Here is a 26,385-nt window from a genome sequence, read left to right as displayed (position 1 = left end):
TTAATGTCGTTTACTCCAAGGGAACTATTCAGATAATCGCAAACTTTTTACGCAGAGGATAGTAATTTACACATAAATTCATTATAATAGAAGGATAGAGAAAAAATATAGAAGAATAACGGAGGCTATCATGTCGGGTCAATACGCAAAAGGTCAATTAAAATTATTTGCACTTAATTCTAACGTTGAGTTAGCAGAGAAGGTTGCTAACGTTTTAAATACAACCCTTTCTACAGCATCCGTGAAACACTTTAGTGATGGCGAGATTCAAATTAATATCGATGAAAGTATTCGTGGCGCAGATATTTATATTATTCAATCAATTTCAAATCCAGTAAATGAAAATTTAATGGAACTTTTAATTATGGTTGATGCATTGCGTCGTGCAAGTGCTGGTACTATTAACGTTGTAATGCCTTATTATGGGTACGCACGTTCAGATCGCAAGGCACGTTCACGTGAACCAATTACAGCCAAACTTGTTGCAAACTTTATTCAATTAGCCGGCGTATCTCGCGTGATTACGTTGGATCTGCATGCGGCGCAATTGCAAGGTTTCTTCAACATTCCAGTGGACCATTTAGTGTCATTAGAAATCCAAGCTAAATACTTCATTGAAAATGGGATTACAGATGATGTTGTGGTCGTTTCACCTGACCATAACAGCGTTAAAGGTGCCCGTAACATGGCTGAAAAGCTCAAAGCTCAGATTGCTATCGTTGATAAACGTGGCTCTGATTTTGCTGATAATAGTGCAGAAACGTCAATTATTGGTGATGTTAAAGGCCGTCGTTGTATCGTCATTGATGATATGATTGATACGGGAACGATGATGACTGATGCAGCACGCGCACTCAAAGCTGCTGGTGCAACAGATATTTATGCTTGTGCAACACATGCTGTTATGTCGGAAGGCGCAATTGAAGCCTTATCTGATGACAACATTAAACAAGTTATCGTAACCGATAGTATTGTCGTGCCAGAAGCTGATAAATTAGACAAATTAGTTCGTTTATCAGTTGCAGATCTCTTTGGCCAAGCCATTGATTTGATTCATAAAAACCGTTCAGTTGATAAATTATTCACAGAAAAAAATTAAATTAAAAGAGGCCGTTGGTAAATCACTTTTTGTGAGTTTACTGGCGGCTTTTTATTTTGGGTTTTGCTAATGGTTATTAGCTGAAATGATAAGTCCTATCCAAACAAATTTTAAAAATTTTTAATGGTATACTTGTTTTGCATAATAACTACTGGAGGTTCTTTTATGTCTAAAAAATTGCAATCAATTGTTCCTATTTTTTTGTTAGTTATTAATACTTTGTTGTTTCTCTTTTTAATGCTTCAATTATTTCCGTATCATTTAGGCATAATTGGTCTGTTTTCTATACAAGTTTTTTTATTAATTGATTTTTTAGTTTGTTTAAAATTACAATTTCAGGCACAAGTAGAGGGAAACACTAAATTTTATGTATTTTTAATTTCTTTAATTGAATTATCTTTAATCTCTGTAGACTCATATCGTGATACTTTAAATGATTACAATTTCATCTATTTTCTCATTATAATTTGCATATTTGTTTTATTTTACCTGTCATTTAAACAGATGAAAACACGTCGGTTACCTTATGATCTACTAATGATATTCGTTTTTCTCCCAATGTTATTTAAGATCATATTAGTTCTATTTTATATATATATTGGGCATATATTAGTTAGGCAGTGAGGATGATATAAGGGAGACAAAATGAGAAATAGTAATATGATATATTAATAGATAATAAGAATGATTCAGTAGCATGAAAAGGGGCGGTAAAATTGAGTTTGAAATTTGTGTTAGGAAAAGCAAGTACAGACCATCAAGCAAGCCTTGTTGGACAATTAAAAGAGTCACAAATAACGGATCCAGCGGGTCAGTTTTTTTATCTGGTTCCAAATCATATTAAATTTGAAGCGGAAGTTAGTATTCTTGAAGCATTAGGCCAAGAAAAACTGACTGAACAGAATCTTTTTGCGCAATCAAATGTCCAAGTATTGTCGTTCACGCGATTAGCTTGGTTCTTTTTGAAAAATACACCATATTACCAGATTCCACGTTTATCTCAATCTGGATTGAACATGTTGGTTTATCAATTGATTTCTGAACACGAAGATGACTTAACGATTTTCAGAGGCGAAAAAACGCAAACAGGATTTATTTCACAACTAGTTAGCCAGTTAAAAGAACTTAAAGTCGGTTGCGTTACGGTTGATGATTTGACTAGAATTGCTGGGACTTTTCCAACGACTGGTGATTTAGGTGCTAAATTGCATGATTTACAAATTATTTATCGCGCTTTTGATGCCGCAATGACTGATCGTTATATTGAAAATAATGATTTATTAGCGGAATTAAGTCGTTATTTCACAGAAGATGGTTTGCGAACAAGTTATTTTTACATTGACCATTTTTCACAATTTACGGCGCAAGAACAAGAACTTGTGATGGCTCTAATCAAGGGGGCCAAGCAAGTCACAATAGGGTTAGTCTTAGACCAAGGTAACGCAAATAAAGTTGCTGAAGAAACGGATTTATTTTATAAATCAAGTCGCTTATATGCTGATTTAGTTGGAAAAGCGCATCAAGTTCAGATTCCGGTCTTGACCGATAGCTATGCTCAACCAAAGGAAAATCAAAATCCTGATTTATCACTTTTAGAAGATTTTTGGATCTCCTCAAGACGATTAGTTAGAACGCAATCAGAATCATTGGTTCATTCGGATTCTATTCAAGTATTTGAAGCAGATAGTCGATATATCGAAATCCGACAAGTAGCCACAAAAATTAGGCAGCTAGTGGCAACTAAAGGCTACCGTTACCGAGACTTTATGATTTTAACTCGTCATTTAGACAGCTATGAGACGGTAATTCCACCTGTTTTTAACGAATTCCAAATTCCTTATTTTAATGACTTACAGCATGCGATGGCTGACCATCCGTTAGTTGAGTTACTAGCAGCCCTATTTGAAGTAAAAGCGAAACATTACCAATACGGTGCAATGATGCGCTTATTAAAAACGGAGTTGTTGATTCCACAAGTTGATGCGGTTGAAATGCCAATTGAACGCTATCGAAGTGCCGTTGATTTAACGGAAAATATGGTTTTGAAGTACGGTTTTTCTGGTTCTCAATGGCTACGCAAAGATGACTGGACTTTCTACCGCTTCGATTTTACGGATGCCAATGAGCAACAGACGGATAAAGACCAAGCAATTACAACTCAAATTAATCAGATTAGACATTTTGTTCAAGTAATTTTGCCACCTTTCTTTGAACAACTAGATCAAGCAACGACCGGTGAAGCAGGCGCAAAGCTTGTTTACCAATTCCTAGTTGAAAACGGAGTAACGAAACGCCTGTTAAGTTGGCGTGATCGTTATTTGGCCGCCGGCAATATTGCTCGATCAGAAGAACCCGAACAAACATGGCAAACGTTTGTCGGTATGTTAGATGAATACGTTGAAACATTAGGAAATCAGACATTTAATGCGGATGATTTTATGGCATTAATTCAGGCTGGATTTGAAGGCGCAAGTTACTCACAAGTGCCTTCGACTTTGGATCAAGTGGTCATTTCTGAATCGGGGATGGTTCAAATGAATAACCGCAAGATTACGTTTATGATTGGTTCAACAGATATGGTGATGCCAGAACAAGTTAGTCAGACACAATTATTAACGGATGATGATCGAGCACAAATGGCCGGAGAACTAACCGCTGAACAATATTTATCAGACTCGGCAATTAGCCAAATGGCGGCTGAACCCTTCTTAAACTACCTCGCTTTTCTAGGACCACGTGAACAACTTATTTTTTCATATCCTAGTGGAAACGACGGCGAAAAAAATTTAAATCCGTCGCCTTATTTAATGATGATTAAAGAACATTTTAATTTATCGACACAACAGTTAGCTGCTAATCCGGAACTGACGGAACAATCGGCGTTAGATTTTGTGGGAACAAAGCGGAGCACGTTATCATCATTAGTCGTTGCTAGTCGATTGGCGAAAACAAGGTTATCACCCATGCCAGACTCTTGGTTGTATCTTTTACGTCAATTAATGGCCGATTCTGAAATCGGTCCGTTAACGAAACAACTGTTGGGCAGTTTAGACTATAAAAATGTCCCAGTTAAGTTAACGCAAGAGATTATAACCGACTTATATGGCAAGCGATTAGACACCTCGATTTCAAAATTGGAAACCTTCTACCGCAATCCATTTGAGTACTTTTTACAGTATGGATTAAAATTGAAGGAACGTGACGTCTTTGAATTATCACCAGCAAGTACAGGAGAGTTTTTCCATATGGGCTTGGATGAGTTGATGAAGGCAGTTGCTGATAATAATCAAGTTTATGCCAACGTTACCAAAGAACAATTAGATGATTATTTAAATGCCATTTTAAAAGACATGCGCGACCTACCACAATTTCAAATTCTGGGGAGTTCCAGTCGAATGGGCTACATTGCCAAGCAACTTAGTCTACTATTGAAACAAGTAACGCACGCTATGTGGCAACAAGGTCAACAAACAAAAATGAAATCGCTGAAAACAGAAGTCTTGTTTGGACATGTTGGTGCTGAGTCCGGATTGAAGGCTTTAACTTACGCTTTGCCCAAAGGTCGTTCAGTAAATGTCCGCGGTAAAATTGACCGGATTGATTATATGAAGGGCGAGTCAAAACAGTATCTTGGGATTGTCGATTATAAATCGGGAATTCGAAAATTTGATTTTAGTGACGCTTATTATGGGTTATCGATGCAGATGTTAACCTACCTACAAGCTCTAATTGAAAATGCGGATGCTATTGCGCCGGACACGGGATTGGAAACAGCCGCCGCTGGTGCCGTTTATATGCATTTACAAAATCCTAAGTTGAAGATGGCAGATGTTCAGACAAAAGGGTTTGAGGAAACGTTATTGAAAGCTAATCAAATGGACGGTTTATTACTTGAAGATAATCAATTATTGAGTAATTTAGATACTGATTTTGAAGACGAATCGCTAGGATACTCATTAATCTATCCGTTTAGAAAAACGAAAAAGGGCTTCACGTCGCCGTCTTCATTATCAAAAAAATTAATCACACAAACTGATTTGAATTTATTGTTGGGACATAATAAACAATTAATAACGGATGCGGCAACCGATATTTTTTCAGGGTCGACGAACCTAAGTCCTGCACGTTGGAACGCCAAAAAAACAGCATTACAATATTCACCATATAAATCTATCTTTCAATTTGATGCGATGTTACCTGAAAATAATTACCATGAAATTAGTAAATTGAGTTGGGAAGAAATAGAACGACGCCTGACGGACGGGGAGGACGATGAATAATGAGTAAGTTTACATTTACGCCAAGTCAACAACGTGCCATCGACGAGAGTGGTACCGATATTCTGGTATCGGCCTCTGCCGGTTCGGGTAAGACGCGTGTTTTAGTCGAGCGCGTCATTAAAAAAATCTTGGCAAAAACGAATATTGATGATTTATTAGTTGTGACTTTTACGGAAGCCGCTGCTAAAGAAATGCGTCAACGAATTCAAGTTGCGCTACAAAAAGCAATCAATGAAACAGATAATCGTGTAGATAAACAACATTTAGTTGATCAATTAATGCGGCTACCAGTCGCTAATATCAGTACTTTTGATGCATTTTGTCTGCAATTAATTAAACGTTATTATTACGTGATTGATTTGGATCCCGTCTTCAGGATGTTAACGGATGTAACTGAAGCAGCTTTGTTGCGGGAAAGTGTCTGGGAGGATTTACGTGAATCACTGTATGCTACGGATGACGCAGTATTTGAACGACTAACACAAAATTTTTCAAACGATCGTAATGATGATGGGTTATCAGAACTTGTTTTCAGTTTGTTTACATTTGCGAGTTCAAAACCAAACCCCGCAGAATGGTTGGCTAGTTTAGCGGCAACTTATGATGTGGGAGATGACCTAGTTGGTAGCTCATACTACCAAACGACAATTAAACCATTAATTCAAGCTGATTTAACCCAAATTCAGGCTGACTTGAAAACGACGTTAGACTTATCCGTTCACTTTAGTTTAACTAAACATCAGGTAGTCACCGAGGAGGAAAGCAAGCTCCTAGTGGCTATTGTTCAATCAGTTGACGATGATGCGGCTTGGAATCAAATTCACGATAATATTCGTGGTTATAAGTTGAAACGTGCCCCAAGCGTGCCGGCGAAGAACTTGGAAGCAGACCAAGCTGCAGCTAAGGATCAAATTAAAGACTTAAAAGACGGTATTAAAAAACGATTAACTAATCTAACTGAGCGCTTCTTTAATTTAAATGAAACAGAAACTTTAGAAATTATGGCGGAGTCTAAAAAGCTGATTGAAAAATTAGTTGACGTAATCGGCTTGTTTAGTGATGCATTTACTAAGGAGAAACGTCAACGACATATGCTTGATTTTAATGATTTAGAACATCTAGCATTGGATATTTTGACGCGAGATTCTGAAACGTCTGTTCAGACGCGAACGGCACTTCAAGCAAAATATAACGAAGTTTTGGTTGATGAATATCAGGATACAAATCAACTTCAGGAAGCCATTTTAACGCGAATTACTACGAAAAACCCTGGTAATATGTTCATGGTGGGGGATGTGAAACAGTCGATTTACGGTTTCAGACTAGCAGATCCTGGTCTGTTTTTAAGTAAAGATAAAGCTTATAAGGAAAATGACAGTCAGGGTAACCGAATTATCTTAGCTGAAAATTTCCGTTCCGTGGAGAATGTAACAGCTTTTACTAACTTAATTTTTACTCAGATTATGGATAATAGAGTCGGGCAAATGGCTTACGATACTGATGCCAAACTCGTATTTGGGGCAACGTATTACCCTGATGTTGAGCAAAATGCTGAGGTGTTAATTTATGAATCAGATGAACCCGAAACTTTTGAAAATCCGGATGAACCGATGGAAGCAACGAATGAACAATTTGAAATTGATGGGAAGTCAGAAGGTCAAGTTGCCTTGATAGGACAACGTATTCAGGAATTGATTGCGACTAAAACGGAGATTTTTGACCGTGAGGCGTCAGAAAAACGACCAGTGGCGTACCGTGATATTGCGTTATTGGTACCAACGCGTAAGAATAATTTAGTGATTATTGATATGTTTAAAAAAATGGGGATTCCAGTTGTTGTTAACGATGCGGAAAGTTATTTTCAAACGACTGAAATTCGCATTATGATGTCGTTATTGCGGATTATTGATAATCCGTACCAAGACATTCCGTTAGTTAGTGTATTACGCTCACCTATCGTAGGGCTGGATGAAAATGAGCTGGCCTATTTACGAATTGGTAATCGGACGGATGATTATTATCAGGCAGTGCTAACTTTCTATCAAAATTTTGATACCTTTAAAGAAAGTGGATTTGCCAAAAATCTCTATCAAAAAATTGATCGATTCCTGACGCAACTTTCAGGATTTCGTGAGATTGCGCATGAAAATCAGATAGCGACACTAATTTGGCAGATATACCAAGAAACGGGTTTTCTTGATTACGTTGGTGGGATGCCCGCGGGAAGTCAAAGACAAGCCAATCTACATGCCTTATATAATCGCGCACATGCCTATGAGAATAGTAGTTTTAAGGGGCTATTCCAATTTGTTCGGTTTATTGAAAAAATGCAAGAACGGGATAAAGATTTAGCAGAAGCACCTGTTCAAAATGTAGAAAATGCGGTGTCAGTAATGACCATTCATGGGAGTAAGGGACTTGAATTTCCGATGGTCTTCCTTGTTGATGCGACACATCAATTCAATCAAATGGGGATGCGGATGCCTTATTTAATCGATGATAAAGCCGGAATTGGTATTACTTATTTGAACCCTGAAAATCGGACAGCAGTGGATGCGTTGCAAAAATCAATTGTAAAATCAGCCGTTATCGAGAAATCTGAGGCGGAAGAAATGCGCTTGTTGTATGTTGCTTTAACACGTGCTGAACAACGGTTATTTATTGTTGGTGCTTACGCAAATCGAGAAACGGCAATTAAACGTTGGCAAAAAGCGTTCCAGAGTCAACAACTTGTTTTAAACGCACCAGCTCGAAGTGGCATTAAAAATTTCATGGACTGGATTGGTATGGCGTTAGTTCGTCATCCGCAGTTTGATAAATCACTGTTGTTAGATCCACCAGTGGTACCACAACTATTTGATGAAAAAGCTATAAAAACGCAATTTAGTGTCAGCTTCTATCAAAAAAAGGATTTACAACAATTAAGTGTTGCCGAAGAAGAAGTCACGCAAATGGATTGGTTAGAGGCAACGACCGATGGCATGCCGGAAACTTTTGGTACCATTGATGTTGACCAAATTGATAAAGTGTTAAATTTCCAATATCCATTTGATAATTTGACAAAAACAACAGCCTATCAGGCAGTATCAGAAGTAAAACGATTATTCGATGATCCAACTAATCGTGAAATGAATCAATTGAGTATAGCGGGCCAAGGCAATCGCTATGTGACAAGTGAACTCGCCGTGCCGAAATTTATGCAGGGCGTGACCGCACCAACCGGAATCGATATTGGTAGTGCAACACATTTGGTTCTACAAGAACTAGATTTAACCACTGAGGTTACCTTAGTAGGAATTCAAACTGAAATTAAACGCTTAGTCTCAGCCAAGGTTTTAACTCAAGAGGTCGCGGTATTAATTAACGAGCAACATATCTCTAATTTCTTTCAGTCTGATCTAGGGAAGGAAGTTGTATTGGCTGGGAACACCGTACAGCGTGAAGCACCTTTCTCAATGTTATTACCGGCCAGCGAACTCTTCCAAAATGTGGAGTCTCCCGATGAAAAAGTTCTCATCCATGGGATTATTGATGGGTACTTCATTAAGGATAATGAATTGATTTTATTTGATTACAAGACGGATAAAGTTTCTAAAGACAATACTATAGAAGAGATTGAAAAATTAACGACCCGTTATCGAGGTCAATTGAATCTTTATGGTGAAGCACTAGCGAATATGACGGGATTAAAAGTCGCACATAAATATCTATATCTGTTGGCTGCTAATCGAGTAGTTGAGGTTTAGGGATACAGAGGTATACAGCAAGAAAACAGTGGTTGAACAAATTACACTTATTTGATAGTTAACCATAATAAAATAATAGGAACCGTCCACTTTTTTTATTGGTGGGCGGTTCTTTATTGATTTCATTTTTTTGAGAGAAGAGTTAACGAGAATTGGTGACGCAATTTCGGTGCCATTTTATGGAAAAACGAAGAATTAATATGATTTTAAAAAACTTTTTTCGAAATTGGTATAGATAGGTTTTTTTTGAATGAAACAAGTCATGTAAACGTTAAAAAACCCATTATGCGGGTGGATAACTAATATCCATGCGTTTAAATGGTATGATTGTAACCGCATACAATTGCGTTTTTTTAATAGTAATTCGTAATCGTTGTGCTATACTAAACAACATAGACGTTATGGAAACGATATTATTTTTAAGGTTTTTATAACATTTTAAAATTAAATTAGATTGCTTAGGAACAAAGGCGGATGCTTGAATTGCTTTTGAAATAAATTTGTGCGTACTTTTATATTATAAATGTAAGCGTTTTTCTAGGTTCTTACAGTAATCTAATAAACATTTAGGAGGTTTTAAAATGGTTGGAATTGTAATTGCAAGTCACGGTAAATTTTCCGAAGGCATTATGCAATCCGGTTCAATGATTTTTGGTGAACAAGAAAAAGTTCAAGCTGTAACTTTCATGCCAAATGAAGGCCCTGACGATTTGAAAGCTCATCTTGAAGCAGCAATTGCTACTTTTGATGACGACGATGAAGTCTTGTTCTTAGTTGATTTATGGGGTGGATCACCATTTAATCAAGCAAACGGTTTGTTTGAAGCTCACAAAGACAAATGGGCAATCGTTACAGGTTTAAACTTGCCAATGTTAATTGAAGCTTACGCAGCACGCTTATCAATGGATTCTGCACAAGAAATTGCTGCAAGTATCTTAGGTGAAGCAAAAGGCGGCGTTAAGATCAAACCAGAAGATTTGGCACCAAAAGAAGCAGCTGTTGTTGCAACAAACAAACCTACTGGTTCAATTCCTGAAGGAACTGTTATCGGTGATGGTAAAATTGATTACGTTTTAACACGTATCGATTCTCGTTTATTGCATGGACAAGTTGCTACAGCTTGGTCTAAATCAGTTAAACCTGATCGTATCATTGTTGTTTCTGATAATGTTGCCAAAGATGCGCTTCGTAAAAACCTAATCGAGCAAGCTTCACCACCTGGTATTGTTGCACATGTTGTGCCAATTGCTAAGATGATTGAAGTCTCAAAAGACCCTCGTTTTGGTGGAATGAAAGCATTATTACTCTTTGAAAGCCCAGAAGATGTTTTAACAGCAATGAATGGCGGTATGAACTTTAGTGAAATTAATCTTGGTTCAATGGCTCATTCAGTTGGTAAAGTCGTTGTTAACAACGTATTATCAATGGGACAAGAAGATGTTGATACTTTTGAAAAATTAGAAGACAAGGGCGTTACATTTGATGTCCGTAAAGTACCTAATGATTCAAAAGATAACATGGCTAACATTCTCAAAAAAGCTAAAGCAGAATTAGCTAAGGCTTAAACAACAAATAAAAGGAAATTAATTTAGGAGGCTTATTATGTCAGCTATATCAATGATTTTAGTAGTATTAGTTGCCTTTCTAGCTGGTATTGAAGGAATTTTGGATGAATTCGAATTCCATCAACCACTAGTGGCATGTACCTTAATCGGTTTAGTAACTGGTAATTTCACCGCCGGAATCGTTCTTGGTGGTACATTACAAATGATCGCACTTGGTTGGGCAAATATCGGGGCTGCTGTTTCTCCCGATGCTGCACTTGCTTCAGTTGCATCAGCAATTATTTTAGTATTAGGTGGACAAGGTGTTAAAGGTGTTCCTGCAGCTATCGCTGTTGCCGTTCCCCTTGCCGTTGCCGGATTATTCTTAACAATGGTTGTTCGTACTCTTGCTGTTCCTATTGTTCATGCAATGGATGCCGCAGCAGAACAAGGTAACATTCGTAAATTAGAAGTATGGCATATTCTTGCTATCTGTATGCAAGGTATCCGTATTGCTATCCCTGCAGCAGCACTTCTCTTCATTCCAGCAAAAACAGTTGCCGGATTCTTGAACTCAATGCCTGCTTGGTTAACAGATGGTATGGCTATTGGTGGTGGATTAGTGGTTGCCGTTGGTTATGCACTTGTTATTAACATGATGGCTACAAAAGAAGTATGGCCATTCTTCGTTCTTGGTTTCGTAGTCGCAGCTATTACGCAATTAACATTGATCGCTATTGGTGCTATCGGTGTTGCCCTTGCTCTTATTTACTTGAACCTCGAAAAAATGGGTGGTTCATCAAATGGTGGCGGTGGCAATAATACCGGTGATCCACTTGGCGAAATTCTGAACGACTATTAGACTGGAAGAGGGAGGAAAAATATTATGGCAGATAAAATTGAATTAACTAAAAAAGATCGATTAGCCGTAGCATGGCGTTCAACGTTCATTCAAGGTTCATGGAACTACGAACGTATGCAAAATGGTGGTTGGACATTCTCAATGATTCCAGCAATTAAAAAATTATACAAAACTAAAGAAGACCGTGCGGCAGCAATGAAACGACACATGGAATTCTTCAATACTCATCCTTATCTTGCATCACCAATCCTTGGTGTTACATTAGCACTTGAAGAAGAACGTGCTAATGGTGCTGATATCGACGATGTTGCAATTCAAGGTGTTAAAGTTGGTATGATGGGTCCTTTAGCCGGTGTCGGTGATCCCGTCTTCTGGTTTACTGTCCGTCCTATGTTGGGTGCTTTAGGTGCCTCATTGGCTATCGGTGGTAATATTCTCGGACCAATCATCTTCTTCGTTGCTTGGAATATCATCCGTATGGGATTCATGTGGTATACACAAGAATTTGGTTACAAAGCCGGTTCTAAAATCACAGAAGATCTTTCAGGTGGTTTATTAAAAGATATTACTAAAGGTGCTTCGATTCTAGGTATGTTCGTACTTGCGGCCTTGGTTGAACGTTGGGTTTCAATTAAATTTACGCCGGTTGTTTCAACGGTTAAATTAGCTAAAGGTGCTTTCATTGACTGGACTAATATGCCTAAAGGTTCTGCGGGGGTTCAACAAGCCTTGCAAGACCAAGCATCAGGTTTATCACTAACACCAGATAAAGTAACAACATTACAACAAAACTTGGATCAATTAATTCCAGGTTTGGCTGGGTTATTACTTACATTCTTATGTATGTGGTTATTGAAGAAGAAAGTTTCACCAATTGTTATCATTCTAGGTTTATTCGTAGTTGGTATCGGTGCTCACGTTCTTCACATCCTATAAAATTAAAATTGAACTCGGGGAAATATCCCGAGTTTTTTTTATAGTTTATTAGGGTAAATAACGGTATAATTAAGCTACGTCAAAACAGAAAATGGAGTCCAAACAGCATGGTTCAATCAATGAATACGAAAATAGATTTAACAATAGATGCAACCGCCTTTACGGGATTAGCAGACTACGGGACGATAATGATTGGTGATAAAGGGTTTGAATTTTATAATCAATCTGACGCTCGTAAGTTTATCCAAATTCCATGGGATGAAGTTCAACAAGTAGTTGCATCGGTGATGTTTAAAGGCCATTGGATTCCGCGTTATGCAATTAAAACGAAAAAAAATGGGACATTCACATTCGCTTCTAAAAAGCCAAAGCTAGTGTTACGTACTATTCGGAACTATATTGATCCAGCAAATATGGTTCAGGCGCTTGGCATGGGTGATGTATTAAAACGTTCGGCCAAGTCAATTATCGGAAAAATAAGTAAAAATAAATAACAAAAAAAGCATTCTCATCGAGAATGCTTTTTTTAGTAGATTAAAATATTTAACCGGAATTCTTCAAAACCATTATCTATTTCAAGCTCATTATCTTCAAATGTGAGCTTCTTATAAGGACCACCCGTTAAATAGGTGGCAATTTTATAGTTAGGTAATTCAGCCATAATATTGTGTGCCTGAAGTGTATCTTCTTTTGGTAGGTACCCTAATTTACGCATAACTGCTTGATCGTCTTCAAAGTAAAGCGCAATCCGACTATTTTCATTGAATGAAATGACATCTTCTTTTAAAGACAGCTTACCAAATGACAAATCAACAGGGTATTTCCAAACTTCAAGTTCTTCGTAGTCAATCAGGAGTAGTAATTGGACGTTGGTTTCTAAATCTTCATCGCGCCAGCCTTTATTAATATTTTCATTTTTGGTGATTGACTGTAAGACGGTTTTGAGATTTTGACTATAATGCATTAATTCTTCAATTTCTGCGTCAATATACCAAGGATGATTACTTTTAATTTCAAAATAAGGACTAATTGGATATTTTTTTGAGTCAGACATTTGATTCACCTCTTTCGAACAACTGCTTTAATTATATCCTATAATGGGTTGAAATGCAGTTTCTTTCAACTTCTCAGACGTCCACCGGGAATTAAGAAAAGGTCGCACCCTATTTAAGATAAGGCAATCATGTTCTTTCTTGGAATTACCAAAGCTAACTGATAATTGTTCTCAATTAGCTTATACTTAAGTAATTGGAAATGGAGTGAGACGCTTGATGGATAGTCGTGTAGTTAAGGTTGGTATGACGTTATCAACTAAGTTAAATATTTTAAGGGCCGGAGTGTTAGGTGCTAATGATGGAATTATTTCAGTCGCCGGTGTCATTTTAGGAATGGCGGGTGCCAGTCAAGATAAATACTATCTCGTATTAGCTGGCCTTGCGGGGATGTTTGCTGGTGCCTTTTCCATGGCAGGTGGCGAATATGTGTCCGTTTCTGCACAAAGAGAGACACAAAAGTCAGTTATTCAACTGGCAGCAACACGATTACAAGAAAACCATGAATTTGAGATTGAACGCTTAATTGGTATTTATCAGGGTAAGGGACTATCACGAACGGTTGCAGCGGATGTCGTTTCTGAATTAATGAGTCAAAATGAGTTAGAAAATTACTGCAAAGAAGTTAATAATATTGATGTTGGCGAATACCTAAATCCTTGGCATGCCGCGGTTTCATCAGTGATTTCATTTGTGGTTGGATCACTGGTTCCCTTGTTATTGATAACGATATTGCCAGCGGGAATGATGATCCCGATGACTGTTATCGGCGTCGCCTTAGCTTTACTTCTAACCGGGGCGATAAGTGGCATATTAGGGCACAACAATGTTAAGTACGCGATGGCTAGAAATGTTGTGGTTGGATTAGTTACCATGATTGTGACTTATTATATTGGCGGGTTATTCGGTTAAAAAGCGACACTTTTTTTGAAAAAGAGGTATGCTTAACTAAAAGGAGTGTTGTTTATGTTTCCGGAAAGACTAAAAGCATTGCGCAGAGGTAGTGGGTTAACATTAACGCAATTAGCCGTCGGGTTGAATCAATCGCAAGAATCCACGCATAATTTAAATTCTGGCCCTCAAATTGGTAGTTGGGAACGTGGTATTAATACGCCTTCGTATCTAGAGGTTAGAAAATTATCTGAATTCTTCCATGTCTCAATCGATTTTTTAGTTGGACAAACAAATGATGAGGTCGTCGATCTTGAAGATTTATTTGCGCGGACGGCAACGCTCTCTTACCGAAATAAAAACTTGTCGGGTAATGATCGGTATGAAGTTATCCAGATGATACAGGGCTATTTAATGGGTAAATACCAACCACGGAGTCTTGAAGAAAATGATGATTTAGCGTTACCTCTTGAAGATGAAAATAACTAAATAAAAGCGCTACTTTAGAATTTATTTTTACGATTAGACGTGATATAATTTAGGTGACTTTTCGAACCAAATGAAGTTGATGAGTGTTTTCGGAGACGATACCAACTGGGACGATTCGAGGGTCATAAATAAAACGTGTCACTAGACACAAGGAGGATTTTATTCATGGAACAAGGTACAGTAAAATGGTTTAACGCAGATAAAGGTTTTGGTTTCATTACTCGCGAAGATGGTAGCGATGTATTCGTACATTTCTCAGCTATCCAAGGCGACGGTTTTAAAACATTAGATGAAGGTCAAAAAGTAACTTTTGACGTTGAAGATAGTGACCGTGGACCTCAAGCAGTTAACGTAAACAAAGACTAATTTAAAACTTGAACAACTTACTGTTATAGTGAGTTGTTTTTTTGTACAAAAAAAGACCGTTAATCCATGACTAACGGTCTTTTAAGGTTTATTTACGTGTAGTATTAATTTTAGTGTCTGGTGTTAAAGTATTACCAGTTTCAGCATGAACGAGATCGAGCGCATCTCGCAACTTGTCAGTGATGCGTTGTTTTTCAGCTTCGTCAGCAACTTCAAAGGCTTCGCCATTAATCATTGTTCCCGTACCTTGTAAATGATCTGATTTAGAATGATGAGTTGATTTACGATAATTTGTCCCTAGAACAGTCAAATCATCGAATGTTAAATCGGTTTTTAGTTGAGATGACATCGTATTTAAAAATTTCTGATTCAATAGATTTTGAAGATTAGTACTCTTCAAGGCAACCGCCATGATAATTTGACGTTGACGGGTTTGACGACCGTAATCACCGAGCGGATCGTCATAGCGCATACGAGCATATGATAATGCTTGTTTACCGTTTACGTGACTCTTAACATCCTTTTTAAAGCTCGCACCACCATATGAGAAGGTTAATGGTGATTTGACGTCAACGCCACCAACGGCATCAACCAATGATTCTAAGCCCCCCATGTTAATTGTCGCGTAGAAATCAATTGGCACATTTAAGTATTTTTCAACCGTTTTGACGGCTGTTGCGGCGCCACCGTACGCATAAGCAGAGTTGATTTTACTTGGAAAGTCAGATTCATGGTCCGAAATGGCAACTTCGGCATCACGAGGTAGACTAACTAAAGTCATCGAACTTGTTTTCGGATTAAGTGTGGCAACAATCAAAGTATCCGTACGACCACCCGTTTTAGCGCGTCCTAGAGCACCGTCATCGGAACCTAAAAGTAAAATAGAAATAGGATTGCCATCATTCAAGACGGATGAAACGTTACGAGACTTAGCAATTTTAGTCGATGTATAAATTTTATCAGCCGCATTTTTTGCATTCGAATACTTTTGATAGGCGTAGATGCCACCGCCAATGGCGAGGATTAAAACAACTAATGCAATTAAACGACGGCGTCTCTTATTTTTTTTCTTTTTATGTCCTTTTTTTTCGCGTTTTGGTAATGGCGTTGAACCGTTTAATTGTAGATATGCCTGTTCGGCTTGTTCCCTTTGATATTCTTCTCGACGACTTGACATGAAAACGTTCCCCTTTAATTAATTAGTGTCCACCAATGAAAAAGCCAGCAATTAAAATGACTAAAACAATGACGGTAATCTTAACGTATAAGTAATCTTTTTCTTTGTAGAAGGCGTAGATTGAAACAACGACTCGAAGAATTGGTGTTAATATGAGAAAAAATAAACCGAGCATCATAATTGCGTATGGTTTTAAAGCACCAATTCCTGAAATAATAGCGGTAAACGAAGTTGGAAATGTGTTCCCTGGATAGCCCGTCGAACCGGTAACTAACGATAGGACAAGGCCAATAATCATAATGGTTGCAGAAATAAAAACCCCGGCTCTTAAAATCTTGCCAATCATTAATTCAATTTTAGCCATTTCGGCTGATGTTTTATTATTTTCATTCATACTAGATAGACACCCCAAATCCTTTTAGAATCATCTGAGTACTGACATAGAGTAGGACCGGTACAAAAACTAGACGAATGATTTTTGCGGGTAAATATTGCATCACGCGTGAACCAATTGACGACCCAACTAAAATGCCTAGTGCTAGTGGGACCGCAATATCAGGTCTAATTGAACCATTAAAAAAGTAAACGGTGGCACTTGCAGCGGCAGTCACACCCATCATCAAGTTACTTGTTGAACTTGATGGTTTTAGTGGCATCTTCATAGCAGTATCCATGGCCATAACTTTAAAAATACCTGAGCCAATACCTAGGAGACCACTAGCGACTCCTGCGCCTAGCATAATAGCCATACCGCCCGGAACGTTTTCAACTTGATAATCAATTTGTTTCTTCAATTGTTTATCATAATAAGAGCTGTTTAATTTGAATTTAGTTGATAAGTAGTCCGGGTTGGCTGATTTGAGTACTTCCTCGCCAACAAAAATTTTTTTAAGCATGTTGTAAACGGAGAGGAGTAAGAAGGCACCAAATAAAATAAAAAGAAATGATGTATTGAAAATACCTGTTAGAAGGGCGCCACCAATGGCACCGATTGTTGTCGCAATTTCTAAAAACATGGCAACTCTTAAATTTAAGACGTCATCTTTTAAAAATGCGATTGTAGCGCCAGAACTTGTTGCAATAACAGCGATAATGCTGGCCCCGATGGCATATTTAATATCTAAACCCATCATTAGAGTCAGAACGGGAGTGACAATGATACCGCCACCTAACCCTAAGATTGATCCTAGTGCGCCTGCCACAATACCGGCGACAAGCATAAGTAGTAGCATATTCATTATTTATGTCCAATCCTTTTCTAAATTTATAAACATGGCTTATTTTACCATAAAACAAGCAAAAATTGAGCGTTCACCGAATTTCTGTATGAAATTTTAAGATTTACATTCTCTGACTTTAATTGAATTGAAAAATGTGATAAATTATGGGAAAGAAACAGACAGTGATTAGGGAGTTGGAGAGTGATGATAAAAAATAAGAAGTATCTTGTTTTTTTAGCGGTTATCTGTGGCGGATTATTCTTGAAGTTAACGTGGTTAGTCGTTATTAAAAATAAATTGATACTAGATATCGATGACCAGATAACAGCAATAATTAGAGCGCAACCATCGACACAATTGCATCAGGTTATGTGGATGATTAGTTGGTTAAGTAGTCCAATGATGATTTTTATTTATTCGGTTATTGTAATGGCTATTTTATATCAATTACGCGGTTTAATCCCCGTTGTGTGGGTCGGTGTCATCATGTTAAGTGGCGAATTTCTTGTTACACTTCTTAAAAATACCATTCAGAAACCTCGGCCAATTGGTCATGGCTCAATTGGTGGGTTTAGTTTCCCAAGTGTTCATACATTTGGTGTGGCATTGTTTGGCCTAGTCGTTATGGGTATTATGATGTTAGAATTTAAAAATAGTTGGCAAATCTTGATAAATAGTTTACTAGTTGTATGGATTATTTTAATCATGATTTCAAGAGTTTATTTGCGGGCTCATTTTCCAACGGATACGATTGGGTCTGTTTTACTAGCAGTGACCTGGACGTCAATCGGGTTAATGATATATCCAACTTTAAAATTAAAATGGTTAAAGAAATTTAATATCGAGGATTGAGAAAATGAATCAATATGAAACGAGCCGATTAATTGTGCGTCCATTACGGGCTTCAGATGTAACGGATATTTATGAATACGCTCAGTTAATGGATGTTGGGCAATCTGCGGGCTTTGTTCCCGTTAATTCACCCGTTGAAGCTAGTTTATTTATTGCAACGTTACAAAAACAAGGTATTTTTGCGATTGAGCTTAAGGCTACACGAAAAGTGGTTGGTAATATCGGATTATACGAAGTGGTTGACGAGAATCAAGAGTCTAGCTTAACAGTTAAGGAAATAGGGTATGCGTTAAATCCAGCTTTTCAAAATCAAGGAATCATGACAGAAGCAGTTCAGGGACTGTTGACTGCGGCTCGAGGTGGTTCTTTAAAACGAATAATGGGTGTAACAACACTTGAAAATGAAGCGTCAATTCAAGTATTAAAAAAATCAAATTTCCAATTTATTGATAAAAGAGAAGTCCCTTCAATTTTTAGTCCGGTAAAATTAATCGTTGAACTAGTGTACGCGATTGATTTAAACTAATAGGTACCAATTATTAACGACATATGGTATCCTTAATGCGATATGAAAAACGGTTTCAAAATTATTTGATTGGGGTGACTGATGATGCAATTAACAAAAGGATTTGAACAAGCAGCTTGTATTATTTCTTTATTGGCAACACAAAATAGAGGTGTACCAATATCATCGCAAGTGATTAACGCGCGTCTTGGAGGGTCACAAACTTATTTACGCAAAATTATGCGTAAATTAGTCGTCGCAGGTCTTGTGAAATCTATTTCTGGGAATAACGGTGGATTTACGTTGGCAAGGGATGCCAAGGACATTAATTTGTTAGAAATTGTAGAGGCCACTGAAGGCAAGATTGAAACCTACCCCAATTATGGCTTTTTTGATCGCGTATTCCGCGAATTTAAGCAAGATACGAAAAAAGCAACGGCGGTTATTAACAATGTATTTACTGAGGCAGATAAACGTTGGGCCGATTATTTAGAGTCTCAAACGGTTTATCAACTTATTTCGGCAACGTTTGGTGAATCTGAAATTCCTTTAATTAACTGGAATGAAGAGGATATTAGCGGTCAACATAAGTTAATTATTCAAAAAATTGTTGAAAATGTAACAGGAAATCATAAATAATAAATGAAAACATGATTAACCACAATTGGGTTAATCATGTTTTTTTGTGTAAAGCTTATATTTTGTAAGCAAAAACGATGGTTATTTATTTATGCAAATGCTATCATACGTAGTGTTAATAGAAATATGGAGGAATCATAATGTCAGATAATAAATATTACGGCGCAGATGCCATTGTCGATAGTTTAATAAACCATGATGTGAAATACGTATTTGGAATTCCGGGTGCGAAGATTGATCGCGTTTTTGAGAAATTAGAACATCCAACGAACCCTAAGTCACCAGAATTAATTATTACACGTCACGAACAAAACGCAGCATTTATGGCTGCTGGTGTTGGTCGTATCACTGGTAAACCGGGGGTTGTACTAACGACCTCTGGACCTGGTGCAAGTAATTTAGCGACTGGTGTTGTGACTGCGACAGCAGAAGGCGATCCTGTCTTAGCCATTTCTGGACAGGTTAAACGTTCAGATTTAACGCGTCTAACACATCAAAGTATGAATAATACGGCGTTATTTGAACCCATCACTAAATACAGTGCAGAAGTTCAAGAACCTGAGAATATTTCAGAAGTGATTGCAAATGCTTATCAAGAAGCTGAAGCCGCAAAACAAGGGGCAAGTTTTGTTAGTGTGCCGCAAGATGTAACGGATTCAGAAGTGAAAACAAAGGTTATCCAACCATTGATGGCGCCTAAATTAGGGCCAGCTAGTCCGGTTGAAAGTACCCTTTTAGCACAAGAAATTAAATCAGCAAAATTACCTGTCCTACTTGTGGGGATGCGCGCGTCTTCACCTGAAGTTACGCAAGCTATTCGTAATCTGGTTGAAGCAACTAACTTACCCGTTGTTGAGACATTCCAGGCTGCTGGTGTGATTTCTCGTGAATTAGTTGGTGATTTCTTTGGCCGTGTCGGTTTATTTAGAAATCAACCAGGGGACCAATTACTTAAAAAGAGTGATTTAGTCATTACAATTGGCTACGATCCTATTGAGTACGAACCACGTAACTGGAATGCCGAAGGAACTGCAAATATTGTTGTTGTCGATGATATGCGTTCAGAAATCGATCATAATTTCCAACCTAAAAAAGAGTTGGTCGGCGATATTGCACAAACGCTTGAATTTTTATTGCCATACATGAAAGGGTACCAAATGGCCTCTGAGTCACGTGAGTACTTGGATGGACTACAAGAAAAATTACAAGCAAGAGATGAGGCACCAGTTGTGACTGATGAAACCTTGACTAGTCACCCACTGAGTATCATCCGTGAACTACAAAAACGCGTTTCAGATGAAATGACTGTGACCGTTGATGTTGGTAGTTTCTATATTTGGATTGCGCGTCATTTTAGAAGTTACGAACCTCGTCACTTGTTATTTAGTAATGGGATGCAAACATTAGGCGTTGCGTTACCTTGGGCTATCTCAGCGGCGTTGGTTCGACCAAATACGCAAATTGTGTCAGTTTCTGGGGATGGTGGCTTTTTATTTTCAGCACAAGACTTAGAAACAGCAGTTCGCTTGAATTTAAATATTGTTCATATTATTTGGAACGATGGTCATTATGACATGGTTAAATTCCAAGAAGAAATGAAATATGGTAAATCTGCTGGGGTTAACTTTGGCCCAGTTGATTTCGTAAAATATGCTGAAAGTTTTGGCGCAAAAGGTTTACGCGTTGAAAAAGCACAAGATTTAGCTAAAACATTAGATGAAGCATTTGCAACAAATGGTCCTGTAATTGTTGATGTCCCAGTTAACTACAAAGACAATCAAGAATTGGGTCAATCGATTTTAATGGATCAATTGTACTAAAAATAATGATGAAAAGGGGTTAATTCAATGCATGAGACAAATAAGATTTATCAGCATGGTACTTTGGCAACTTTAATTGAAGGATTATATGAAGGCACACTTTCCATTGGAGAACTATTAAAGCATGGTGATTATGGAATTGGAACTGTCGGTGATTTAGATGGTGAGATGATCACGATGGACGGAAAGGCATTCCAAATCACCTCAGAAGGTCAAGTTAATCAGCTTACCGATAATGTTCTTGTCCCATTTGCGACGGTTCATTTTCATCAGCCAGACGTCTCTATCCAATTTGAGAATGTGGCGGGTAGTATCTTAGAGGAACAATTGCTAGAATTATATCCTTATCAAAATTTATTTTTTGGAATTGTTATTAAAGGAACATTTAGTAAAATGAGCACACGTTCGGTTGCTAAACAAAGTAAACCTTACCCAACCTTAACTGCCGTGACCGCTGAGCAATCGGAATTTAGCGCGGAACATATTAATGGCACAATTGTTGGTTATTTTACGCCTAAGTTATTTCAAGGAATTGGTGCGGCCGGATTTCACCTACACTTTTTATCCGATAAAATGGATATGGGCGGTCATATTTTAGATTATCATTTGGAGAATGGAATGGTTAGTTTGCAGCCGTTTAGTTCGCTTGAACAACATTTTCCAATTGAAAACGATGCTTTTTTAAAGAGTAACGTTAATGTCGCAAAATTACACGATGAGATTAAATTAGCAGAAAACTAAGCTCCAGCTTGCAAAAATTTAGTGAATTGATTATAGTAAGGATTATCGAAAGAAGAGGATGCAGTTTTCATAAGTATGTTTAACGAGGCAATTAAGTGCTGAAGATCTTAAACAGAAAGGGTGAATTGCCGAAGTGGACGCTAACTTTAATTTAGTGGCTGCTGGGCTTTGGCTTAATAAGTCAGAGACTGTCGTGGTCAATAACGACCACGGGGCGCTTATAACGATTTGACTGAGTCTATTAATCTGAGTCTTTTTGTATAACGCATAATAGTGTTGTATAAGAAGGCTCTTTTCTTTTCTCAATTTTAAAAATCACGAGTGCTCCTCTATATATAGGGGGGATTTCAAATGGCAGAACAAGAAGGTATGCACCGAGAACTAAAAACAAGGCATTTATCTATGATTGCTTTGGGTGGTAGTATTGGAACAGGATTATTTGTAGCAAGTGGGTCGGCAATTTCCAAAGCAGGTCCGGGTGGCGCGTTACTGGCTTATGCCGGAATCGGTATTATGGTCTACTTCTTAATGACCAGTTTAGGTGAAATGGCAACCTATTTACCAGTTTCGGGTTCATTTGCAGTGTATTCAACGCGGTTTGTTGACCCTGCAATGGGTTTTGCAATGGGCTGGAACTACTGGTTTAACTGGGCAATCACGTTAGCCGTTGATATTAGTACTGCGGCACTGGTTATGCAATTTTGGTTGCCGGATGTGCCGGGCTGGATATTTAGTACGGTCTCGTTGGTCATTATTTTCGCAATTAATGCACTATCTGTTAAGTCATTTGGTGAAACTGAATATTGGTTGTCGATTATCAAAGTTGTAACAGTTATCGTTTTCTTAGTTGTTGGTGTCCTGACGATTTTTGGTATTCTTGGTGGACATGCCACGGGTCTTGAAAACTTTACGATGAAAAAAGCGCCATTCGTTGGTGGTGTTCCGATGATTTTAAGTGTTTTCGTTGTTGCCGGTTTTTCGTTCCAAGGAACTGAATTAATTGGTATTACGGCGGGTGAATCAGAAACGCCTGAGAAGAGTATTCCAAAGGCGATTAAACAAGTGTTTTGGCGAATTCTACTATTCTATATCTTTGCAATCTTTGTTATTGCGGCAATTATTCCATATACTAGCCCAGATTTACTTGGATCAAGCGCATCGGATATTTCAATTAGTCCGTTCACACTTGTCTTCCAAAGAGCTGGGTTAGCTTCAGCCGCAAGTATTATGAACGCCGTCATTTTAACATCGGTCCTTTCAGCGGCAAATTCAGGGATGTATGCGTCAACGCGGATGCTACATTCGCTTGCGGAGCAAGGTTATGCGCCTAAGAAGTTCAGAAAAACGAATAAACGTGGTATTCCAATGGCAGCCTTATGGGGAACGACATTTATCGGGTTACTAACATTTTTAGCAAGTGTCTTTGGATCAAGAGTTTATGTCTTCTTGCTTAGCGCGAGTGGCTTAACTGGGTTTATTGCCTGGTTAGGAATTGCAATTTCGCACTATAGATTTAGAAAAGCATTTGAAGCGCAAGGACACAAAGTATCAGAATTAAAATACTCGGCAAAATGGTTCCCAGTTGGTCCGATTTTGGCACTTATCCTTTGTATATTGGTTATTCTTGGACAAGATATCCAATCATTCCAACATTTTGATTGGGAAGCCATATCAGTTAGTTACATGAGCATTCCATTGTTCATTGTCCTGTACACGTACTATAAAATACGTTATAAAACAAAATTAATTCCATTGAAAGATGTTGATTTATCGAAGAAATGAGGCGCGTCTTGATTAGAAAAAAATGGGTGGTAGCGACACTGGTAATGTGTATCTTGCTTTTAGGTGCTTGCGGTAAAAAAGCGAACACGACAACAAGCCATCAAGAATCGAAAGTTGTTAAAAAAAGCGAACTACCTAAAAATGTAAAAAGTAGCGATTGGAATTTAGTGTTAGTTAATTCTGATCATAAATTAAAACAAGAATTGAATTTTAAACAAGTGACGGATGGTAGTATTGTTATAAATACTAAAATCGAAAGTGCTCTGAACGAATTTGTAGCAGCTGCAAGCAAAGCTGGATATAAAGCCTCGCTCGTATCGGGTTATCGATCAATCAGCTACCAAAAAGAAGTCTATGCGGATTCAATTCAGAGCTATGAAAATTCTGAAAAATCAGTTTCTGAGGCTGAAAAGCTGACTAAAGAATACGTGGCTGCACCGGGATCTAGTGAGCACCATACCGGACTGGCTGTCGATATTATGTCATCAAATTGGTACGCTCAGCATGGTGATTTAGACAACAGCAGTGAAAAAGATAAAGGCCAAAAGTGGTTGATGGATCACGCAGTGGATTATGGATTTATTTTAAGATTTCCAAAAAATAAAGAAAAATCAACGAAAATTGACTATGAAACGTGGCATTTTCGCTATGTTGGTAAAGACAACGCAAAATATATAGTTAAGCATAATTTGTCGTTGGAAGAATATATAACGTTACTCAACAAAGAAGACAAGAAATAAACTTGCAATTTGGCGGGTCAACGCTTATTATTAAAGTAATAAATAAACACGGAAAACGTTATAAGTAGGCATTTAAGAGACGTAATGGTGGTGGAAATTACGAAGCTGAAAATCCGGCGTGAATAAGTGGGTGGGTAATGCCACACGGGAGACCGTTATTAATTTGAGTGTGACAAATAGCTATTTGTCGAACTTGGGTGGTACCGCGAAAATAAGCCTTTCGTCCCAATTAGTGGATGAGTGGGCTTTTTTTATACAAAAAAAGGAGGAATAGAACATGTTAGATATCAAAATGATCCGACAAAATGTTGATGAAGTGAAGGAACAGTTGGGTAATCGAGGAGTTAAACCCGAGATTATTGACGAAATAGTTTCAAAAGATCGCAAACGTAGAGATATTATCGTTCAAACAGAAACATTAAAAAAGCAAAGAAATGACGTTTCGCAAGCCATTGCACAATTGAAACGTAATAAAGAAAATGCCGATACTCAAATTGAAGAAATGAAAAAAGTTGGGGATGCCATAAAGGCATTTGATGAAGAATTAAATGGTTTGGACGAAGAGGTGACTGATATGGCGTCACGCTTGCCAAATATGCCAAACAAAACGATACCAGTTGGGCCTGATGAAGATTCGAATGTTGAATTAAGAAAAGTTGGAACACCAAGAACATTTGATTTTGAGCCTAAAGCGCATTGGGAAATCGGAGAGAAATTAGATATTTTGGATTTTGAGCGTGGTGCCAAAGTGGCAGGTAGCCGTTTCTTGTACTATAAGGGCTGGGGCGCACGCCTAGAGCGCGCACTATATAATTTTATGCTTGATGAGCATGCGGCTGATGGATATACGGAAATTATTCCACCATACGTTGTTAATGATGAATCAATGTATGGAACGGGACAATTTCCTAAGTTTAAGGCGGATGTTTTCCAAATTGAAAATGAAGATTTAACATTAATTCCAACGGCGGAAGTCCCTCTAACTAACTACTATAGAGATGAAGTTATTCCGGAAGAAAAATTACCAGTTTACTTCACGGCCCTTTCACCTTCATTTAGATCCGAAGCAGGAAGTGCGGGTAGAGACACCCGTGGTTTAATCAGATTGCATCAGTTTAACAAGGTAGAAATGGTGAAATTTGCTAAACCAGAAGATTCATACGCAGAGTTAGAAAAAATGACGAACGATGCAGGAAGTATCATGGAAAAATTAGGATTGCCTTACCATGTCATCACGTTGTCAACTGGAGATATGGGATTCTCTGCAGCAATGACGCATGATTTGGAAGTTTGGTTACCAGCTCAAAATATGTATCGTGAAATTTCAAGTTGTTCTAATACTGAGACGTTCCAAGCACGTAGAGCACATATCCAGTATAGAGATGATGATGGAAAATTACAGTTCGTACACACGTTGAATGGTTCAGGGTTGGCCGTTGGCCGTACGTTGGCTGCAGTTCTTGAAAATTATCAAAATGAGGATGGATCGGTAACAGTTCCCGAGGTTCTTCGACCATATATGGGCGGATTAGATGTAATTAAGTAATTTTTCATAAAAACGACCTAGGCTCATTTATACGAGCCTAGGTCGTTTTTGTTGCAATAAAGACGGTTATTTTTAAATATTTAAATTTATCTGCAATG

At 37.9% G+C, this 26,385-nt stretch carries 22 protein-coding genes and 1 riboswitch; of the genes, 18 read left to right on the top strand and 4 right to left on the bottom strand.

Features of this window, described 5'->3' with window-relative positions:
• Positions 1 to 130 precede the first annotated feature (130 nt).
• The 7 genes from N0K80_RS05600 (at position 131) to N0K80_RS05570 (ending at position 12,961) form a co-directional block, all read left to right on the top strand.
• Entirely contained in the window at positions 131 to 1,099 is a 969-nt protein-coding gene (locus tag N0K80_RS05600) for a ribose-phosphate diphosphokinase (RefSeq protein ID WP_057974498.1), read from the top strand.
• Between the two features lie 716 nt (positions 1,100 to 1,815).
• On the top strand, positions 1,816 to 5,379 hold the full coding sequence (locus N0K80_RS05595) for a PD-(D/E)XK nuclease family protein (RefSeq protein WP_269026220.1): 3,564 nt from the start codon (positions 1,816 to 1,818) through the stop codon (positions 5,377 to 5,379).
• Positions 5,379 to 9,125, top strand: a complete 3,747-nt coding sequence (gene addA, locus N0K80_RS05590; protein WP_431605481.1) for a helicase-exonuclease AddAB subunit AddA — start codon at positions 5,379 to 5,381, stop codon at positions 9,123 to 9,125. Before N0K80_RS05595 ends, addA begins: the two co-directional genes overlap by 1 nt.
• Positions 9,126 to 9,706: 581 nt before the next feature.
• Positions 9,707 to 10,690: a mannose/fructose/sorbose PTS transporter subunit IIA gene (locus N0K80_RS05585; RefSeq protein ID WP_146343240.1), complete on the top strand. Its 984-nt coding sequence runs from the start codon at positions 9,707 to 9,709 to the stop codon at positions 10,688 to 10,690.
• A gap of 37 nt (positions 10,691 to 10,727) precedes the next feature.
• Positions 10,728 to 11,531 (top strand): PTS mannose/fructose/sorbose transporter subunit IIC, encoded by an 804-nt coding sequence (locus N0K80_RS05580; protein WP_057974503.1) that lies wholly within the window; start codon positions 10,728 to 10,730, stop codon positions 11,529 to 11,531.
• Between the two features lie 24 nt (positions 11,532 to 11,555).
• Positions 11,556 to 12,467 (top strand): PTS system mannose/fructose/sorbose family transporter subunit IID, encoded by a 912-nt coding sequence (locus N0K80_RS05575; protein ID WP_057974504.1) that lies wholly within the window; start codon positions 11,556 to 11,558, stop codon positions 12,465 to 12,467.
• A gap of 107 nt (positions 12,468 to 12,574) precedes the next feature.
• The gene (locus N0K80_RS05570; protein ID WP_269024063.1) at positions 12,575 to 12,961 is read left to right on the top strand and encodes a DUF956 family protein; all 387 of its coding nucleotides are present in this window, start codon (positions 12,575 to 12,577) and stop codon (positions 12,959 to 12,961) included.
• 32 nt (positions 12,962 to 12,993) lie between these two features.
• On the opposite strand, the gene N0K80_RS05565 is transcribed toward N0K80_RS05570, so the two are convergent.
• Positions 12,994 to 13,521 (bottom strand): hypothetical protein, encoded by a 528-nt coding sequence (locus N0K80_RS05565; protein WP_057974506.1) that lies wholly within the window; start codon positions 13,519 to 13,521, stop codon positions 12,994 to 12,996.
• Between the two features lie 217 nt (positions 13,522 to 13,738).
• Here N0K80_RS05565 and N0K80_RS05560 point away from each other — a divergent pair, with 217 nt between their 5' ends.
• From N0K80_RS05560 to N0K80_RS05550, 3 genes are all read left to right on the top strand, one after another.
• Entirely contained in the window at positions 13,739 to 14,431 is a 693-nt protein-coding gene (locus N0K80_RS05560; RefSeq protein ID WP_269024062.1) for a VIT1/CCC1 transporter family protein, read from the top strand.
• Positions 14,432 to 14,485: 54 nt separating this feature from the next.
• Positions 14,486 to 14,899: a helix-turn-helix domain-containing protein gene (locus N0K80_RS05555; protein ID WP_269024061.1), complete on the top strand. Its 414-nt coding sequence runs from the start codon at positions 14,486 to 14,488 to the stop codon at positions 14,897 to 14,899.
• 165 nt (positions 14,900 to 15,064) lie between these two features.
• On the top strand, positions 15,065 to 15,265 hold the full coding sequence (locus N0K80_RS05550; RefSeq protein ID WP_112251328.1) for a cold-shock protein: 201 nt from the start codon (positions 15,065 to 15,067) through the stop codon (positions 15,263 to 15,265).
• Positions 15,266 to 15,353: 88 nt separating this feature from the next.
• On the opposite strand, the gene N0K80_RS05545 is transcribed toward N0K80_RS05550, so the two are convergent.
• The 3 genes from N0K80_RS05545 to N0K80_RS05535 are packed head-to-tail and all read right to left on the bottom strand — an operon-like array spanning position 15,354 to position 17,680.
• Positions 15,354 to 16,442: an LCP family glycopolymer transferase gene (locus N0K80_RS05545; protein ID WP_269024060.1), complete on the bottom strand. Its 1,089-nt coding sequence runs from the start codon at positions 16,440 to 16,442 to the stop codon at positions 15,354 to 15,356.
• A 22-nt stretch (positions 16,443 to 16,464) separates the two neighbouring features.
• Complete coding sequence (locus N0K80_RS05540; protein ID WP_269008177.1) at positions 16,465 to 16,836, bottom strand: DUF1634 domain-containing protein; 372 nt, start codon at positions 16,834 to 16,836, stop codon at positions 16,465 to 16,467.
• A 1-nt stretch (position 16,837) separates the two neighbouring features.
• Positions 16,838 to 17,680 (bottom strand): sulfite exporter TauE/SafE family protein, encoded by an 843-nt coding sequence (locus tag N0K80_RS05535; protein ID WP_112251334.1) that lies wholly within the window; start codon positions 17,678 to 17,680, stop codon positions 16,838 to 16,840.
• Positions 17,681 to 17,866: 186 nt separating this feature from the next.
• Here N0K80_RS05535 and N0K80_RS05530 point away from each other — a divergent pair, with 186 nt between their 5' ends.
• From N0K80_RS05530 to serS, 8 genes are all read left to right on the top strand, one after another.
• The gene (locus N0K80_RS05530) at positions 17,867 to 18,514 is read left to right on the top strand and encodes a phosphatase PAP2 family protein (RefSeq protein ID WP_269024059.1); all 648 of its coding nucleotides are present in this window, start codon (positions 17,867 to 17,869) and stop codon (positions 18,512 to 18,514) included.
• Between the two features lie 4 nt (positions 18,515 to 18,518).
• Complete coding sequence (locus N0K80_RS05525) at positions 18,519 to 19,040, top strand: GNAT family N-acetyltransferase (RefSeq protein ID WP_269024058.1); 522 nt, start codon at positions 18,519 to 18,521, stop codon at positions 19,038 to 19,040.
• An 84-nt stretch (positions 19,041 to 19,124) separates the two neighbouring features.
• Positions 19,125 to 19,658: an Rrf2 family transcriptional regulator gene (locus tag N0K80_RS05520; RefSeq protein WP_057974789.1), complete on the top strand. Its 534-nt coding sequence runs from the start codon at positions 19,125 to 19,127 to the stop codon at positions 19,656 to 19,658.
• Between the two features lie 140 nt (positions 19,659 to 19,798).
• On the top strand, positions 19,799 to 21,478 hold the full coding sequence (gene alsS / locus N0K80_RS05515) for an acetolactate synthase AlsS (RefSeq protein WP_057974790.1): 1,680 nt from the start codon (positions 19,799 to 19,801) through the stop codon (positions 21,476 to 21,478).
• Positions 21,479 to 21,505: 27 nt separating this feature from the next.
• On the top strand, positions 21,506 to 22,219 hold the full coding sequence (budA, locus tag N0K80_RS05510; protein WP_269024057.1) for an acetolactate decarboxylase: 714 nt from the start codon (positions 21,506 to 21,508) through the stop codon (positions 22,217 to 22,219).
• 44 nt (positions 22,220 to 22,263) lie between these two features.
• Positions 22,264 to 22,447: riboswitch (Lysine riboswitch) on the top strand.
• Positions 22,448 to 22,570: 123 nt separating this feature from the next.
• The gene (locus N0K80_RS05505; protein ID WP_057974792.1) at positions 22,571 to 24,001 is read left to right on the top strand and encodes an amino acid permease; all 1,431 of its coding nucleotides are present in this window, start codon (positions 22,571 to 22,573) and stop codon (positions 23,999 to 24,001) included.
• Complete coding sequence (locus tag N0K80_RS05500; protein WP_269026217.1) at positions 23,998 to 24,741, top strand: M15 family metallopeptidase; 744 nt, start codon at positions 23,998 to 24,000, stop codon at positions 24,739 to 24,741. The genes N0K80_RS05505 and N0K80_RS05500 overlap by 4 nt, the downstream gene beginning before the upstream one ends.
• 277 nt (positions 24,742 to 25,018) lie before the next feature.
• Positions 25,019 to 26,287 (top strand): serine--tRNA ligase, encoded by a 1,269-nt coding sequence (gene serS, locus N0K80_RS05495; RefSeq protein WP_269024055.1) that lies wholly within the window; start codon positions 25,019 to 25,021, stop codon positions 26,285 to 26,287.
• The last annotated feature ends 98 nt before the right edge of the window (positions 26,288 to 26,385 follow it).

Origin of the sequence: Dellaglioa carnosa, assembly GCF_026948345.1 — a bacterium.
Lineage (GTDB): Bacteria > Bacillota > Bacilli > Lactobacillales > Lactobacillaceae > Dellaglioa > Dellaglioa algida.
This window is presented reverse-complemented; position numbering and strand designations above follow the sequence as displayed.

Coding starts and splice junctions, on each gene's coding strand:
- N0K80_RS05505 (WP_057974792.1), top strand. CDS start 22,571: ATGGCAGAACAAGAAGGTATGCACCGAGAACTAAAAACAAGGCATTTA.
- N0K80_RS05550 (WP_112251328.1), top strand. CDS start 15,065: ATGGAACAAGGTACAGTAAAATGGTTTAACGCAGATAAAGGTTTTGGT.
- N0K80_RS05530 (WP_269024059.1), top strand. CDS start 17,867: ATGATAAAAAATAAGAAGTATCTTGTTTTTTTAGCGGTTATCTGTGGC.
- N0K80_RS05525 (WP_269024058.1), top strand. CDS start 18,519: ATGAATCAATATGAAACGAGCCGATTAATTGTGCGTCCATTACGGGCT.
- N0K80_RS05540 (WP_269008177.1), bottom strand. CDS start 16,836: ATGAATGAAAATAATAAAACATCAGCCGAAATGGCTAAAATTGAATTA.
- N0K80_RS05545 (WP_269024060.1), bottom strand. CDS start 16,442: ATGTCAAGTCGTCGAGAAGAATATCAAAGGGAACAAGCCGAACAGGCA.
- addA (WP_431605481.1), top strand. CDS start 5,379: ATGAGTAAGTTTACATTTACGCCAAGTCAACAACGTGCCATCGACGAG.
- N0K80_RS05580 (WP_057974503.1), top strand. CDS start 10,728: ATGTCAGCTATATCAATGATTTTAGTAGTATTAGTTGCCTTTCTAGCT.
- N0K80_RS05560 (WP_269024062.1), top strand. CDS start 13,739: ATGGATAGTCGTGTAGTTAAGGTTGGTATGACGTTATCAACTAAGTTA.
- budA (WP_269024057.1), top strand. CDS start 21,506: ATGCATGAGACAAATAAGATTTATCAGCATGGTACTTTGGCAACTTTA.
- N0K80_RS05585 (WP_146343240.1), top strand. CDS start 9,707: ATGGTTGGAATTGTAATTGCAAGTCACGGTAAATTTTCCGAAGGCATT.
- N0K80_RS05570 (WP_269024063.1), top strand. CDS start 12,575: ATGGTTCAATCAATGAATACGAAAATAGATTTAACAATAGATGCAACC.
- N0K80_RS05575 (WP_057974504.1), top strand. CDS start 11,556: ATGGCAGATAAAATTGAATTAACTAAAAAAGATCGATTAGCCGTAGCA.
- N0K80_RS05500 (WP_269026217.1), top strand. CDS start 23,998: ATGAGGCGCGTCTTGATTAGAAAAAAATGGGTGGTAGCGACACTGGTA.
- N0K80_RS05520 (WP_057974789.1), top strand. CDS start 19,125: ATGCAATTAACAAAAGGATTTGAACAAGCAGCTTGTATTATTTCTTTA.
- N0K80_RS05555 (WP_269024061.1), top strand. CDS start 14,486: ATGTTTCCGGAAAGACTAAAAGCATTGCGCAGAGGTAGTGGGTTAACA.
- N0K80_RS05565 (WP_057974506.1), bottom strand. CDS start 13,521: ATGTCTGACTCAAAAAAATATCCAATTAGTCCTTATTTTGAAATTAAA.
- serS (WP_269024055.1), top strand. CDS start 25,019: ATGTTAGATATCAAAATGATCCGACAAAATGTTGATGAAGTGAAGGAA.
- N0K80_RS05600 (WP_057974498.1), top strand. CDS start 131: ATGTCGGGTCAATACGCAAAAGGTCAATTAAAATTATTTGCACTTAAT.
- alsS (WP_057974790.1), top strand. CDS start 19,799: ATGTCAGATAATAAATATTACGGCGCAGATGCCATTGTCGATAGTTTA.
- N0K80_RS05535 (WP_112251334.1), bottom strand. CDS start 17,680: ATGAATATGCTACTACTTATGCTTGTCGCCGGTATTGTGGCAGGCGCA.